General features: G+C 64.7%; 16 protein-coding genes and 1 riboswitch. Of the genes, 7 read left to right on the top strand and 9 right to left on the bottom strand.

Annotated elements, in window-relative coordinates; genetic code table 11:
• The 4 genes from trpS to PSR88_RS31775 all read right to left on the bottom strand — a co-directional run bounded on the left by trpS (window position 1) and on the right by PSR88_RS31775 (window position 4,575).
• Complete coding sequence (trpS, locus tag PSR88_RS31790; protein WP_011598206.1) at window positions 1–1,035, bottom strand: tryptophan--tRNA ligase; 1,035 nt, start codon at window positions 1,033–1,035, stop codon at window positions 1–3.
• Window positions 1,036–1,087: 52 nt separating this feature from the next.
• Window positions 1,088–1,894, bottom strand: coding sequence for an exodeoxyribonuclease III (locus PSR88_RS31785; RefSeq protein WP_342338672.1), 807 nt, complete (start codon window positions 1,892–1,894; stop codon window positions 1,088–1,090).
• 35 nt (window positions 1,895–1,929) lie between these two features.
• The gene (locus tag PSR88_RS31780) at window positions 1,930–3,153 is read right to left on the bottom strand and encodes an MFS transporter (protein ID WP_009479448.1); all 1,224 of its coding nucleotides are present in this window, start codon (window positions 3,151–3,153) and stop codon (window positions 1,930–1,932) included.
• A gap of 198 nt (window positions 3,154–3,351) precedes the next feature.
• Window positions 3,352–4,575 (bottom strand): NADP-dependent isocitrate dehydrogenase, encoded by a 1,224-nt coding sequence (locus tag PSR88_RS31775; RefSeq protein ID WP_009479447.1) that lies wholly within the window; start codon window positions 4,573–4,575, stop codon window positions 3,352–3,354.
• A 274-nt stretch (window positions 4,576–4,849) separates the two neighbouring features.
• A riboswitch (SAM riboswitch) is annotated at window positions 4,850–4,970 on the top strand.
• A gap of 114 nt (window positions 4,971–5,084) precedes the next feature.
• Between PSR88_RS31775 and PSR88_RS31770 the strand changes: the two genes are divergently transcribed.
• On the top strand, window positions 5,085–6,368 hold the full coding sequence (locus PSR88_RS31770; RefSeq protein ID WP_005257028.1) for a bifunctional o-acetylhomoserine/o-acetylserine sulfhydrylase: 1,284 nt from the start codon (window positions 5,085–5,087) through the stop codon (window positions 6,366–6,368).
• Window positions 6,365–7,489, top strand: coding sequence for a homoserine O-acetyltransferase MetX (metX, locus tag PSR88_RS31765; protein WP_043782105.1), 1,125 nt, complete (start codon window positions 6,365–6,367; stop codon window positions 7,487–7,489). The genes PSR88_RS31770 and metX overlap by 4 nt, the downstream gene beginning before the upstream one ends.
• 31 nt (window positions 7,490–7,520) lie before the next feature.
• Here metX and PSR88_RS31760 read toward each other — a convergent pair whose 3' ends face one another.
• Genes PSR88_RS31760 through PSR88_RS31750 form a run of 3 tightly spaced genes read right to left on the bottom strand, consistent with a single transcriptional unit; the run spans window position 7,521 to window position 9,306 of the window.
• The gene (locus tag PSR88_RS31760) at window positions 7,521–7,805 is read right to left on the bottom strand and encodes a DUF3017 domain-containing protein (RefSeq protein ID WP_005239865.1); all 285 of its coding nucleotides are present in this window, start codon (window positions 7,803–7,805) and stop codon (window positions 7,521–7,523) included.
• A 1-nt stretch (window position 7,806) separates the two neighbouring features.
• Window positions 7,807–8,667, bottom strand: coding sequence for a bifunctional methylenetetrahydrofolate dehydrogenase/methenyltetrahydrofolate cyclohydrolase (locus PSR88_RS31755; RefSeq protein ID WP_192817881.1), 861 nt, complete (start codon window positions 8,665–8,667; stop codon window positions 7,807–7,809).
• Window positions 8,668–8,700: 33 nt separating this feature from the next.
• The gene (locus tag PSR88_RS31750; RefSeq protein WP_011598202.1) at window positions 8,701–9,306 is read right to left on the bottom strand and encodes a pentapeptide repeat-containing protein; all 606 of its coding nucleotides are present in this window, start codon (window positions 9,304–9,306) and stop codon (window positions 8,701–8,703) included.
• 183 nt (window positions 9,307–9,489) lie between these two features.
• Between PSR88_RS31750 and PSR88_RS31745 the strand changes: the two genes are divergently transcribed.
• Window positions 9,490–9,738: a hypothetical protein gene (locus PSR88_RS31745; protein WP_342338670.1), complete on the top strand. Its 249-nt coding sequence runs from the start codon at window positions 9,490–9,492 to the stop codon at window positions 9,736–9,738.
• 297 nt (window positions 9,739–10,035) lie between these two features.
• On the opposite strand, the gene PSR88_RS31740 is transcribed toward PSR88_RS31745, so the two are convergent.
• Window positions 10,036–10,590, bottom strand: coding sequence for a hypothetical protein (locus tag PSR88_RS31740; RefSeq protein ID WP_342338668.1), 555 nt, complete (start codon window positions 10,588–10,590; stop codon window positions 10,036–10,038).
• Between the two features lie 84 nt (window positions 10,591–10,674).
• Here PSR88_RS31740 and PSR88_RS31735 point away from each other — a divergent pair, with 84 nt between their 5' ends.
• Window positions 10,675–11,592, top strand: coding sequence for a DUF2971 domain-containing protein (locus tag PSR88_RS31735; RefSeq protein ID WP_342338667.1), 918 nt, complete (start codon window positions 10,675–10,677; stop codon window positions 11,590–11,592).
• A gap of 134 nt (window positions 11,593–11,726) precedes the next feature.
• On the opposite strand, the gene PSR88_RS31730 is transcribed toward PSR88_RS31735, so the two are convergent.
• Entirely contained in the window at window positions 11,727–12,287 is a 561-nt protein-coding gene (locus tag PSR88_RS31730) for a hypothetical protein (protein WP_342338666.1), read from the bottom strand.
• Between the two features lie 114 nt (window positions 12,288–12,401).
• Here PSR88_RS31730 and PSR88_RS31725 point away from each other — a divergent pair, with 114 nt between their 5' ends.
• The 3 genes from PSR88_RS31725 (at window position 12,402) to PSR88_RS31715 (ending at window position 14,517) form a co-directional block, all read left to right on the top strand.
• On the top strand, window positions 12,402–12,647 hold the full coding sequence (locus tag PSR88_RS31725) for a hypothetical protein (protein ID WP_342338665.1): 246 nt from the start codon (window positions 12,402–12,404) through the stop codon (window positions 12,645–12,647).
• A 131-nt stretch (window positions 12,648–12,778) separates the two neighbouring features.
• On the top strand, window positions 12,779–13,765 hold the full coding sequence (locus PSR88_RS31720; protein WP_342338663.1) for an AAA family ATPase: 987 nt from the start codon (window positions 12,779–12,781) through the stop codon (window positions 13,763–13,765).
• A gap of 350 nt (window positions 13,766–14,115) precedes the next feature.
• Window positions 14,116–14,517, top strand: coding sequence for a hypothetical protein (locus PSR88_RS31715; protein ID WP_342338662.1), 402 nt, complete (start codon window positions 14,116–14,118; stop codon window positions 14,515–14,517).
• Window positions 14,518–14,678: the final 161 nt, after the last annotated feature.

Below are 14,678 nucleotides of genomic sequence, written 5' to 3'. Positions count from 1 at the left end.
TCATCCCTTCGGTGTCAGAAACCCAACCTTCTCGTATACGGCCGCCAGAGTCTGCGACGACACCTCACGGGCTCGGTGTGCACCGGCGGCGATGATCCGATCGAGTTCTGCCTCGTCCGAGAGGTACCCCTCCACCTTCGCTTTCAACGGTGTCACGAATTCGGCGAGGACATCGGCCGTATCGGTCTTCAGGTCGCCGTACCCTTTGCCCTCGTACCCGGCCACCAACGTCTCGACCGGCGTGCCGGACAGCGCGGACTGGATGGTGAGCAGGTTGCTCACACCGGGCTTGGCCTGCGGGTCGTAGCGGATCTCCCGCTCGTTGTCGGTGACCGCGGACTTGATCTTCTTCGCCGACACCTTGGGGTCGTCGAGAAGGTTGATCAGCCCCGCGGGGCTCGGACCGGACTTGCTCATCTTCGACGTCGGATCCTGCAGGTCGTAGATCTTGGCGGTGCCCTTGATGATCTGCGCCTCGGGAATGACGAACGCCTTCCCGAACCGGGTGTTGAACCGCTGGGCGAGATCGCGGGACAGTTCGAGATGCTGACGCTGGTCCTCGCCGACGGGGACGCGCTGCGGACGGTAGAGCAGGATGTCGGCAGCCATCAGCACCGGATACGTGAACAGGCCGACGCTCGCGTTCTCACTGCCCTGTTTGGCCGACTTGTCCTTGAACTGCGTCATCCGGCTCGCTTCACCGAAACCGGTGATGCAGTTGAGAACCCACGCCAGCTGCGCATGCTCGGGCACCTGGCTCTGCACGAACAGCGTGGCGCGGTCGGGGTCGATTCCGAGCGCCAGCAGCTGCGCCGCCGCGATCTTCGTGCGACGGCGCAGCTCCTTCGGGTCCTGCGCCACCGTGATCGCATGGAGGTCGGGGATGAAGTAGAACGCGTCGAAGTCGTCCTGCAGAGGCACCCACTGCTGCAGAGCACCCAGGAAGTTGCCGAGGTGGAACGAGTCGGCGGTGGGCTGGATGCCGGAGAGCACCCGCGGTTTCGCGGTGGGTTTCTGAGCTGCAGGGGTCGACATGAGTACTGATCTTTTCACGTGCGCCGTGACGACACGAATCAGATACCGGCCGTCACCGGTACTGGACGGTGACCGGCGCGTGATCGGACCACCGCTGGTCGTAGGTTTCGGCGCGCTCGACGACGGCCTGCTTGGCCCGCTCCGCCAGTTCCCGGGTGGCGATCTGGTAGTCGATGCGCCAGCCGGAGTCGTTGTCGAACGCCTTCCCACGGTACGACCACCAGGAGTACGGCCCGTCGACGTCGGGATTGAGCTGCCGGACCACGTCGGTCCAGTGCGCGTCCTCGGCGAACAGTGCCCCGAGCCACTCGCGCTCGTTCGGGAGGAAACCGGAGTTCTTCTTGTTGGTCTTCCAGTTCTTCAGGTCGAGTTCGGTGTGGGCGATGTTCCAGTCACCGCAGACCACGACGTGCCTGCCTGCCGCGACGGCGGCCGCTGCGGTGGCGGTGAGGTACCGGGCGAAGGAGTCCATGAACCGCTCCTTCTCCTCCTGCCGCGGTGTCTGGGCCTCCCCGGAGGGCAGGTACAGGCTCGCGACGGTCAGGTCGTCGAAGTCTGCCTCGAGGTAGCGGCCCGCGGTCGCGAACTCGTCGTCACCGTGGCCGACGCGGAAGGCGTCGGCAGGTTTCCGGGACAGGATGGCGACGCCGTTGCGCCCCTTCGACGACGGCTCCGCGGACACCAGGTTCCATCCGCCCTCCAGAGCGGGCGCGAGCGTCTCGGCGAGCTGCTCGTCGGACGCCCGCGTCTCCTGCAGACACACGACGTCGGCCTCCGTGCGCTCGATCCACTCGGTGAGCCCCTTGCGGGCGGCGGCGCGAACGCCGTTGACATTGACGGTGGTGATGATGTGTGGCACGGCAAGCACCGTAGCGGACGCGTACGACAGCGCGGCTACCGAGACGAACGGGCGCTGCGGCGTTCCATCGCGACCGCCACGGTGAGGACCACGAGCCCCGCCACGGCGAGCAGCGCACCGACCGCGGCGGGCGCCGTGTAGCCGTGGCCGGCCGCGATCACGACACCGCCGATCCACGCCCCGAACGCGTTCGCGATGTTGAGGGCCGCGTGGTTGAGCGAGGCGGCGAGGGTCTGGGCGTCGGCGGCGACGTCCATCAGCCGGGTCTGCAACCCGGGAACCATCGACGCACCCGCCGCGCCGACGAAGAAGACCAGCAGCAGCGCCGTGTACGGGTTGTGGGAGGCGATCACGAAGATGCCGAGCAACACCCCGAGCGCCGTCATCGATACGAAGAGACCGGGAAGCAGCGCCCGGTCGGCGAGCCGGCCGCCGATCAGATTGCCCGCGACCATGCCCAGCCCGTAGATCATCAGGGCCAGCGGCACCAGCGACCGCGACAGGCCGGCGACGTCGGTGAGCGTCGTGCTGATGTACGTGTAGACGGCGAACATGCCGCCGAACCCGACCATGCCGATGATCAGCGTCATCCACACCTGCGCGCGGCGCAGGGCACCGAGTTCGGTGAGGGGATTCGACATCCTCATGGCGGCGAGGGCGGGCACCCACGACCAGATCGCGCCCAGTGTCGCCACACCGATCACGGCCACGAGAGCGAAGGCGCTGCGCCAGCCGAGCGTCTGGCCCAGCCACGACGCGACGGGAACGCCGACGACGTTGGCCACCGACAGTCCCATCATCACGAGAGCGACCGCCCTGGCCCGCTGGCCGCGGTCCGCGAGGTGCGCCGCCACGAGGGCCGCGACACCGAAGTAGGCGCCGTGTGGGAGGCCCGCCACGAACCGCGCGGCCATCAGCACACCGTAGTTCGGCGCGAACACGGTGGCGGCGTTGCCGATCGTGAACGCCGCCATCAGCGCGATCAGCAGCGTCTTACGGGGCACCCGCGCGGTCAGCGCGGCGATGAGTGGCGCGCCCACGACCACACCCAGCGCATACGCCGAGATGACGTGCCCGGCCGTCGGCTCGGTGATCCCGAGGCTCGACGCCATCTCGGGCAGCAGCCCCATCGCCACGAACTCGGTGGTCCCGATCCCGAAGCCACCGAGCGCGAGCGCGATCATGGCGAGCTTGCGGACGGACGGATGTTGGGCGATGACACCGAGGTGCTCGGGGCGGACGGGGGTGGAAGTGCTCACAGAAGAACTTTCGACTAGGCAGGGAGACGGCTACGCGGCGCACGGCGCCTCGTTGCGCAACGACCCACATCGAAATTCTCTTCCCCGGATTCCGCTTTTCGCGCATCGAGCGACCGTGAGATGACTCACCCGGGCCCGGAGACGCCGGACGGGACGCCCCGTGAGGGACGTCCCGTCGGTAGCGCTGTGGCTCGATGCCTACTGCTCGGCGATGGCCTTCTGGAGGTTGATGTCCAGCGCACCGAGGAACTCCTCGGTGGTCAGGTAGCCCTGGTCGCCGCCGACCAGCATCGCGAGGTCCTTGGTCATCTGGCCACCCTCGACGGTCTTGATGACCACGTCTTCGAGCTTCTGGGCGAAGCCGATGACGTCGGGGGTGTTGTCCAGCTTGCCGCGGTGCTCGAGTCCACGGGTCCATGCGAAGATCGACGCGATGGGGTTGGTGGACGTCGGCTTGCCCTGCTGGTGCTGACGGAAGTGACGCGTCACGGTGCCGTGTGCGGCCTCGGCCTCACACGTCTTTCCGTCCGGGGTCAGCAGCACGGAGGTCATGAGGCCGAGCGACCCGAAGCCCTGCGCGACGGTGTCCGACTGGACGTCGCCGTCGTAGTTCTTGCAGGCCCAGACGTAGCCGCCCTCCCACTTGAGCGCCGACGCGACCATGTCGTCGATGAGTCGGTGCTCGTAGGTGAGTCCTGCCGCGTCGAACTCCGACTTGAACTCGGTCTCGTAGACGTGCTGGAAGATGTCCTTGAACGCGCCGTCGTACGCCTTGAGGATGGTGTTCTTGGTCGACAGGTACACCGGGTAGTTCTGCTGCAGGCCGTAGTTGAGCGAGGCACGCGCGAAGTCCTCGATGGACTTGGTGAAGTTGTACTGCCCCTGGACGACGCCGCCACCCTCGGGGAAGTTCACCAGCTCGTGCTCGATCGGCTCGCTGCCGTCCTCGGGCGTGTAGGTGATCATCACCTTGCCGGGGCCGGGGACCTTGAAGTCGGTGGCGCGGTACTGGTCGCCGAAGGCGTGACGGCCGATGATGATCGGCTTGGTCCAGCCCGGAACCAGTCGCGGAACGTTGGAGATGATGATCGGCGCGCGGAAGATCGTCCCACCGAGGATGTTGCGGATGGTGCCGTTGGGCGACCGCCACATCTTCTTGAGACCGAACTCCTCGACGCGTGCCTCGTCCGGGGTGATGGTCGCGCACTTGACGCCGACGCCGTGCTTCTTGATGGCGTTGGCCGCGTCGATGGTCACCTGGTCGTCGGTCTCGTCCCGGTATTCGATGCCGAGGTCGTAGTACTCGAGATTCACATCCAGGTAAGGATGGATCAGTTTGTCTTTGATGAACTGCCAGATAATGCGCGTCATCTCGTCGCCGTCGAGTTCGACGACGGTGCCCTCAACCTTGATTTTGGACATGGGTGCTTCGCGTCCTCCTAGGAAGTTTCCCTGGTTACACGGTTGCGGGCGCACTTTGTGAGTGGGTCCGCGAACGGTTCGCTTTTCAAACGTAAACGGTCGAAGCGGCCGCTGGGAGACCGCACGTAAACAAGACAAGCGTACTGCTATGCGCCACGCGCGCAAGACGTGGGGCACGCAGGCCGTCCCTACTCGCGGGTAACTTTTCCCTGCTAGTGGCCGTGAATCGGTGCCGTTTCCGGTCGTTCCACCCCAGCCGCTAAGATTCACTCCAGGTCATGAGTGCCAGCAACGAGCCCCGGCTAGCTGGCCGGCAACCCTCCACCGCGGTGGGGTGCCCCGGGTGATGACCTGGTTTCCTGATTCACACAACAGTCGGGTGACAAGCGCGGGTCCGACATCGGAGGTTCATGATGTGTTGTTGTCGTAGATAGACCCCAGACAAGCCCTGCGCGCGAACGAACCAGCAACTCTGTCGCGCCTCGTCAGACCACTGGAGTAGACAGCACATGACCGAGAACTGGTCGTTCGAGACCAAGCAGATCCACGCCGGGCAGACGTCCGACGCGACCACCAAGGCGCGGGCGCTGCCGATCTACCAGACCACCTCGTACACGTTCGACAGCACCGATCACGCTGCCGCGCTGTTCGGTCTGGCCGAGCCGGGCAACATCTACACCCGCATCATGAACCCCACCCAGGACGCGGTCGAGCAGCGCATCGCCGCCCTCGAAGGCGGCGTCGCCGCCCTGCTGCTGTCCTCCGGACAGGCCGCCGAGACGATCGCGATCCTGAACCTCGCCGAGGCGGGCGACCACATCGTCTCCAGCCCGCGGCTGTACGGCGGCACCTACAACCTCTTCCACTACACGCTGCCCAAGCTCGGCATCGAGGTCTCGTTCGTCGAGGACCCCGACGACCTCGAGCAGTGGAAGGACGCGGTCCGGGACAACACTAAGGCGTTCTACGGCGAGACCATCTCCAACCCCCGCAACGACGTCCTCGACCTGCCGGGCATCTCCGGGATCGCACATCAGCACGGGCTCCCCCTGATCGTCGACAACACGGTGGCCACCCCCTACCTGATCCGCCCCCTCGAGCACGGTGCGGACATCGTGGTGCACTCCGCCACCAAGTACCTCGGTGGCCACGGCACGGCGATCGCCGGAGTCATCGTCGACGGCGGCACGTTCGACTGGACCCAGGGCCGCCACGGCAACTTCACCACCCCGGACCCGAGCTACCACGGCGTCGTCTACTCCGAACTCGGACCGCCTGCGTTCGCCCTCAAGGCGCGCGTGCAGCTGCTCCGCGACCTCGGCTCGGCGATCTCCCCGTTCAACGCGTTCCTCATCGCCCAGGGTCTCGAGACGCTGAGCCTTCGGATGGAACGGCACGTGTCCAACGCGACCGCCGTCGCCCAGTACCTGGAGGCGCGGCCGGAGGTCGTGTCCGTCGGATACGCCGGGCTTCCGTCCTCGCCCTGGCACGACCGGGCGAAGCAGATCGCGCCGCGGGGTGCGGGCGCCATCGTGACGTTCGAACTCGCCGGCGGCATCGACGCCGGCAAGAAGTTCGTCAACGCGCTCACCCTGCACAGCCACGTCGCGAACATCGGCGACGTCCGCTCGCTGGTGATCCACCCGGCGTCCACCACACACTCCCAGCTGACCCCCGAGGAGCAGGCCGCCAGCGGCGTCACCCCCGGACTGGTCCGCCTGGCTGTAGGCATCGAAGGGATCGACGACATCATCGCCGATATCGAGACCGGACTCACGGCGGCGGCATCTTGACCGTGAGCGCTGTACAGAACCTGCCCGTGGCGGACGGACGTCTCGGCACCATCGACATCGGATCGCTCGAACTCGAGAGCGGAACAGTGATCCCGTCGGTGTCCCTCGCCGTGCAGCGATGGGGTGAGCTGTCCCCGAACCGGGACAACGTGGTGCTCGTCGAGCACGCCCTCACCGGCGACTCCCACGTCACCGGACCCGTCACCGACGAACACCCCTCCCCCGGCTGGTGGACCGGGATGGTCGGTCCCGGTGCGCCGATCGACACCGACGAATGGTGCGTCATCGCGACCAACGTCCTCGGTGGCTGCCGCGGCACCACCGGTCCCGGTTCGATCGCCGAGGACGGGCGCCCGTGGGGCAGCCGCTTCCCCGAGATCTCCATCCGCGACCAGATCGCGGCCGAGAAGAAGTTCACCGACCTACTGGGCATCGACAAGCTGGCGTCCGTCGTCGGCGGTTCGATGGGCGGAATGCGCGCCCTCGAGTGGGCCGTCACCTACCCGGACCAGGTGGCGTCCGCGCTCATTCTCGCGGTCGGCGCCCGCGCGACCGCCGACCAGATCGGCACGCAGACCACTCAGATCGCGGCCATCACCAGCGACCCCGACTGGCAGGGCGGCGACTATCACGGCACCGGCCGGATCCCCCGGGCCGGACTGCGCATCGCCCGCCGGATCGCGCACCTGACCTACCGCAGCGAGGCCGAACTCGACTCCCGGTTCGCGAACTCGCCGCAGGACGGCGAGGACCCGTGGCGCGGCGGCCGGTACTCCGTCGAGAGCTACCTGCAGCACCAGGCCGACAAGCTGGTCGGCAGGTTCGACCCGAGCACGTACGTGCTGCTGTCCGAGGCCATGAACCGGCACGACGTGGGCCGCGGTCGCGGTGGCATCGCCGCGGCGCTGGGGACGATCACCGCACCCGTCATCGTGGGCGGCGTCGACTCCGACCGCCTGTACCCGATCCGCCTGCAGGAGGATCTGGCCAACGACATCCCCACCTGCGACGGTCTGCGGGTGCTCAACTCACGGGACGGCCACGACGGGTTCCTCACCGAGGCCGCCGCCGTCGCGAAACTGCTCTCCGAGACGATGCAACTGGCCCGCGCGGGACGCTGACCCCCGTGCGGGACGACACCCGCTCGGACCGCTAGTCGGTTCCGAGCGGGTCGATCGACACGGCCAGCCACACGATCGCGCCCCCGACGGCCACCAGCGCACCCACGTCGAAAGGCTTGCTGCGCACCGCGAGCAGTCCGACGCGCTCCGACGGCATCATCAACCGGAACACCGCCGCGAGCAGCGTGGCCACGCCGAACACGAACGCGCCTCGCCGCCACCGATCCGCGAGCACGAACACGACGGCGACGACGATGACGACGAGGACTGCGAGCATCGGCAGATTCTTCTTCGCGAACTGCCCCCAGTCGGCCATCTCAGCCGAGAGACGCTGCGACACGCTCGGCCCGCTCCACGACGTTGGTCAGCAGGAAGGCACGGGTGAGCGGCCCGACGCCACCGGGGTTCGGGGACAGGAAGCCGGCGACCTCGGCGACATCCGCCGCCACGTCGCCGCGCAGCCCGTCCGCGGTGCGGCTCACACCCACGTCGAGGACCGCGGCACCGGGCTTGACCATGTCGGCCGTGATCAGACCGGGAACACCGGCCGCCGCGATCACGATGTCGGCGCGGCGGACCTCCGCTCCGAGATCCCGCGTACGGGTGTGGCAGAGGGTGACGGTGGCGTTCTCGCTGCGCCGGGTGAACAGCAGACCGATCGGGCGGCCCACGGTGACACCGCGACCGACGACGACGACGTGCGCCCCCTCGATCGGCACCTCGTACCGGCGCAGCAGGTGCAGGATTCCGCGCGGCGTGCACGGCAGCGGCGCTTCCTTGCCCAGCACCAGCCGGCCCAGGTTGACCGGGTGCAGGCCGTCGGCGTCCTTGTCGGGGTCGATGCGCTCGAGGGCGGCGTTCTCGTCGAGCTGCTTCGGCAGCGGGAGTTGCACGATGTAGCCGGTGCAGTCCGGGTTGGCGTTGAGCTCGTCGATGGTGGCGTCGAGCTTCTCCTGCGTGATGTCGCCGGGCAGGTCGCGGCGGATCGAGGTGATCCCGACCTTCGCGCAGTCGTTGTGCTTCCCGCGCACGTAGGCGGCCGACCCCGGGTCGTCCCCCACCAGAACGGTGCCGAGACCGGGCGTGATGCCCCTGTCCTTCAGGGCGCTCACCCGCACCTTCAGGTCTTCGAAAATCTCGTCGCGGGTCGCCTTGCCATCGAGGATCGTTGCAGTCACGTGCCCCATTCTCTCAGGTTCGCCATACACGCGTCAGGTCGGTTCCACCACGAGCCCGTTGGCGGTCGCGTACGCGATGGCCTGGGTGAGTTCGATCTGCGCCTTGTCCAGCGAGACCGCCGTCCACAGGTTCGCGTCGACGTGGGCCCCGCGCAGGTCCGCGCCGTCGAATTTCGCGCCGCCGGTGCGGGCGCCGAACAGATCCGCCGACCGGAGCACGGCGCGCCGGAGGTCCGTGCGGACGAGGTTGGCTTCCCGGAACCGGCAGTCCGTGAAATCGAGTCCGCGCAGGTCGGCGCCGCCCAGCGACGCGAGCGTGAAATCGCATTCGTCGAAGACCATCGGGCGCAGCCGGCAGTTGTCGAACTCCGACCCGAGGAAGCTGCAGTTACGGAACTCGCTGTGCCACAGCGTTGTTCGGGTGAACGAGCATGAGCGGAACGCCGTCCCCACATGATGCGACTCGGCGAGGTCGGCGCCCGTGAAATCGCATTCGGTGAAGATCACCGACTCGGTGCGGAGTTCACTCAGGTCGGCGTCGCGGAAGTTGCATTTCGTGTAGTGCCGCCGCCGCCAGTTCTGCGCGGGGAGTCGTGCGTCGCCGTAGTCCTCACCCACCACCTCTTCTACCGGATCCATGCGTCCATCATGCCGCCTCGCGGTGTGCCCCTAAGCTGTGCGGGTGTTCCGAGTGATGTTCCACGAGTGGGATTGCAGCTTTAGCGCAACCTGGATAACCGCAGGTAGACCCCACAAATGAAACGACCCCGGCAGGTGCTACCAACACCGACCAGGGTCTAGGACACAACGGAGAACGCCGTTATGAACCGTAGGCACGATTCTAGCTCTGTCCAGCGTCAAGCGGGCAGCTACACGATCAACCAAGCTGCCGACCTCCTCGGTGCGGACACCGCCGACGTCATCGACGCTGCTGGCCTCACCTTGGGTGAGCTTGAGCTTGGAGCCGTCGAGATCGGTCTCTCAGTGACCGACTACCGGAACGTCCCGGTCCTCCGGAAACAAGACCTCGCAGTCATCGCATCCCGACTGGATGCTCAGCCCTACCTCTGACACCACCTGAGCCCTGTTAGGCCCTCCACGGGCCTCTCAGGGCCAAACGTCGTTATCCGTGCGAGTCCGACGCTAACCAACCGCATCCGTGATTCATCCCTAGTCCCCGTGAACGGCACGGGGCACCTGATCGAGTGGAGTGCACGCCGTCGAACAGGTCCAGCACAACCGGCTGCCCCAGATGGCAGTCGGCTAGAAGTGTTGGCCGAGACGGTATATCGGGGCATGGCTACCGGGCGACCTTGGGGAGGGGATTCGACACCGGCACCCTTAGGTGCTCCTCTCGGTCCAGGGCAGTCACCCCGAAGGGGTGTCCTTCTCATTTGCCGCTTTACGGTGACCGAGTTCGAGACCGACCTGATGGATAAGCGCCCTTCGCGCATTACCCTCGCTGACTCGTAACTCAACGAGCGTCCGTCTCGGATTCGGTTCCCCCGGTTCCACTGTCGCCAGGCCCGCCTCGATCGCGTTGATCTCCCCAACGACAAGGACCATTTGGGTTACGAGGTCACGCCAGGCCTTCATCCGGGCCTTCACTTGCTCCGTCCCATACGCGTTGACGAACGTCTCGACATGCACCTGCTCGTGCATCTCTGGGAGCTCCGGAGCCGGACCCGTCTGATCATCGAATAGTGGATACACCAACTGCGACCACAGCGACACTCGCTCCGACATGAGGAGCAGTTCGTGGTAAGCGGATTCCAACCTTTGCTCGACGCGCTGCGCCTTGGCGGTCTCGTCGGCGTGCTCGCGCCCCTTCTTACCGGTCCGCCAGGTGACGAACCCGTTGACGGCACCAACGAGCACGACAGTCGTCGATGTCGCGACGGGGGTGACCCATTCCCATGCCACAGTCCAATTATTAACCAACCTAGCGGTACGAAAAAGCCCCGCGCCCGGTCGGTCGGGCATGGTGCGGTTCGCTACATTAGCCGGATGCCAGAGGATGACCTGCCGGAAACCGTCTACCACTACACCGACATACACGGTCTGCAAGGCATCTACGAGCACGGCAAGCTGTGGGCTACCAACTCCCGCTACTTGAACGACACCTCCGAGATCCAACTCGGGGTGGTCACCTTGAAGACCCGGTTGTTACAAGGTCGGTTGGAACTCATGAAAGAGGAGAACGACCTTCTGAATGCGAGGCTAGATGCCACCGAGCAGGACCGGGAGATCCCTGACACAACGGACCGCGAATCCGAGATTGGGACCCGGCTCAAGAAGCTGCAGCGGCTTCTCGATGCAGCCGAGCGGGTCTCGAAGAACGAAGACACCTACGTCACCAGCCTGAGCGCAGCTCCGGACCAGCTAAGCCAATGGCGCGGGTACGCCAAGGACGGATACTGCATCGGTTTCTCCACCGAGCTTCTACGCAAGGGCATGGGGACGGATTTCGACATGCGCCCGGTTGCCTATCAAAAGGGCACCACTGACGACGATGTCCACGCAAAGCGCACTCACGAGCTTATCGATCAGCTCATGGATGACATCGATACGGACGACGATTTTTCAACGGAGGATGCCGATTGGATCGTCTCGTCGGTAATCCGGCAGGAAACGGCATTCGTCAAGGACAGGCATTTCAGCGAAGAAGCGGAAATCAGGATCGTTCCCAATACGTGGAGACCACCTGACCTTTTCACCCCCAACAGGTACGGGATGGTTCCTCGGATCCTCATCGACTTACCTGACGGTGCAATCACCAAGGTGATCGTCGGCCCCGGCGCACACCAGGAGCTGCGAATCCGCTCGCTCATCGAGTACTTCATGTTCGTGAAGTTCAAGAAAGACGACAACTCCAGCTCTAAGCCAAAGATCGAGCGTTCGATCATCCCCTACCGCGATTGGTAGAAGCTACACGAAAGCCCCTCACCAGGACGGGACAGTCCAGTGAGGGGCTGACGACACTCTACGCGGTACCCAGACACGAGAATGCCCCCGGCCTTACTAGGTCCGGGGGCTCTTACGTCCAATGTCAAGTTCCGTCACTCTGACGAAAATGGGCGAACCTCCTGCGGCGCCCCAGGGACGATCCGGGACAAGATCGCCGACGCCTCCGGCGTGAGCTGTCCGCCCTTTCGGCCAGCGGAGCCGGTGAGCAGTCCTTCTTTACGCGCCCTCCACAAGTGCCCCCGAATCGTCTGCAACGACTTCCCGATGTCCTCGGCGAGATGCTCGACCGGCTTCGCCTGCCCCGAGTTCACGCGGGAGACGTACGCCGACGACAACAACGCCAGATATTCCGGTGTGACGCCCTTGGCGAGCGCGTCACGGATCCGCTCGATCCGGCCTGCCTCGTATTCGTCCGACCGCCTCCGCCATCTGTCGGCATTCGCAAGCCGACTCCGCAGCTTGGCCGTAGCGGCGCGGAAGTCCACCGACCGCAGGACCGTGCTCGATATTCCTCCTGCCGGGTACGTCTGCGGATCGGACGGCTCGATCAAAAGTGCGATCGGCCCGCCCTGAATGTCCCCCTCCTCTGGCCAGGACATCTTCACTATCCAGTCAGGTCCGAGATCCATCTCCACTTGGCGATTCGATGTCATATGCCGACCCTAGCATCGAACTCAACATGTTGGAGTTGACAGACATGTTGAACCACTGTCATAGTCATGACATCGCCCGACGGACCGGCGATACACACGAGGAGATAGACACAGTTGAAGACCACTACCGGGGTCGACACGTTCGCTTGGCTCGATGCAATCGACCAGCACCCCACCACCACCGACGCGGACCTCTTGGCCGCGCACGGACTTCTCGGAGTCGACATCGACCGGACGCCCGAGGAAGCCGACGAATCGACGTTGCGTCTGCACTTCGCGGGGTTCCTGCGCCCCGATGCGATCGACGGCAACGAATGGAGGTATCAGCTCGCAATACCACCGGAAACCGTTGCGGCTTAGAGCAACGTCCAAGGTCAATACGTTGCATTGATAACCACGACGCGTGCAACACACGCAATAGACGACGGAGCCCCCGGCGCAGGTATCGCCGGGGGTTTCTTGTCCCCACCCTAACTCAGACAAAGGAATCCATGACCACCACCAACAAGTTCAAGCAAAGGACCTATGCCGAAGTGAACCCCCTCACCGACGAAGACGCATGGATCATCGACGGCTACGTGTCGTCGTTTCACACGATGTTCTACGGCGAACCGAAGGCAGGTAAGTCTTCGCTCGTCTCCGCTGTAATCGCCTCTGTCGTCTCAGGTCAACCGTTCCTTGGGGTCTCGCCTAACCGCAAGATGCGGGTAGCTGTGTTCGGCTCTGACGACGGAGCCGCAGAGGAGTACCGGGAACGTATTGGTTCCGCGTTCGCGGAGGACGACCTGGAGAGTCCTCCCATCGGCTTCTACGACCTCCCGGTGATGTCCGCGAGCGACTGGCCGGAAGCCGTCGCCCAGGTGATCGAAGACGGGTACGACTTCGTCGTGATCGACAACGTCGAAGGCTGCATCGATGGAGACCCGAATCAGTCCCAGCCATGGCAACGGCTGTACGCCGGGACGAAGGGATTCATCGCCAAGGGGATACCGGTGCTGCTCGTCCACCACGCATCCGACAAGTCATTCCAAGGGTCGAAGTCATCGAAGCCCGGTGGCCACTACAAGGCCACTGCGTCAGTCCGTCATCGGGTGCACATCCGGAAGATCGGCAAGATCGGGAAGATGGAATTGGACCTGGTCGGTAACCGTGGACAAGAGCGCACGGTGAAGCTGATGCGTACCGGACTTGTCGAGTTCGACGTCACCGGCGAAGAGACCGCCGAGGAGATGCAGGCCGAGTCCGAGAAGACGAAGCGGACCCGGGACAAGGCCGTGATGGACACCAACCTAGAGAAGTCCAAGTTCGTCGTTGCTCACTGCCAGGGGATGTCCGATCGTGACGCGGCATCATCCCTTGCCGCCAAGTTCGGTGGCACCGAGGAAGGTCAGAAGACGTTTCTTCGGCACATGAAGGGTGCACTACTCGACAAGCAAGGACGAGGGTCAAGAACGTCGTGGGAGCTGCTCACGAGCTGATCGAGGTCTGATTGGGTTTGGGGTTTTGGGGGCCCTATAGGGGTTCGTTCCTCACCCCATACCCACTGAAAGATCTTTTGTCGCTCCGCTCCCGATGGGCGAAGGACAACTGAGCCCCGTTTCCTTCGGACGGGTCTCTTGACGATGAAGGTGGCCATAGGGGCCACACGACAAGTCCGAGTGGGAACACGAGGACATCGACACCGGACCTGACAGTTGGCAGCCTCGAAGCTGCCACACCAGGAAGTTGTCGCTTCCCCACAGGCCGGAGTCATGCCGGCCAACCATCCACCAGGAAGAACACGAGAGCGCCTATGTGGGCGCTCCACAACATCAACGAGAGGAACCACATGGACTACCCACGCATCACCACAGAGGACCGCAGTCATGCAGTCAACCCGTTGTCGCACAAGAAAGCGAAGACGGTCGACTCCAAGGTCGACGCATATCGCAGAGAGAATCCCGATGCGTTCCACACGTGGACCACCAAGTCCGGAGGTTGCGTGATCCAATTCTGGGGGATGCGCGTCTACTACGGTCGCTGCGAGGAATGCTCCACGCTTGTCACCCGACGCCGGAACATCTCGCACAAGAAGGAGGGGCCGACCAACATCGGCCGCTGGCCCAAGTACTGCGCCGGGTGCAACACACGCAAGCACGAAGCACACAACGATGCCGCCAGGGCTCGTATGCGCCGGTTACGCGCTGGAGGGCGTCAGCGCCCTTTCGAGTTCTCCGGGAAGCGAAGCTAGGCCACTGACCTGCACAGGTGTTCCACGCAATTACTACTAAGTGTAGGGGGTAAGAGGGTCAATCCCCTCAAGACCTTCGCTCGGCACGGTCCTAACTCCTCCCTGGGACCGTGCTGATGCCGCCGGGTTGTTCGGTCCCGGCGACCTCGGTTGAGTGAGTC

The sequence above is a fragment of the Rhodococcus sp. DK176 genome, from assembly GCF_038447315.2.
In the GTDB taxonomy this organism is placed as follows: Bacteria; Actinomycetota; Actinomycetes; order Mycobacteriales; family Mycobacteriaceae; genus Rhodococcus_F; species Rhodococcus_F jostii_A.
The sequence above is the reverse complement of the archived record's forward strand: the minus strand, read 5'-3'. Positions and strand labels throughout refer to the sequence as shown.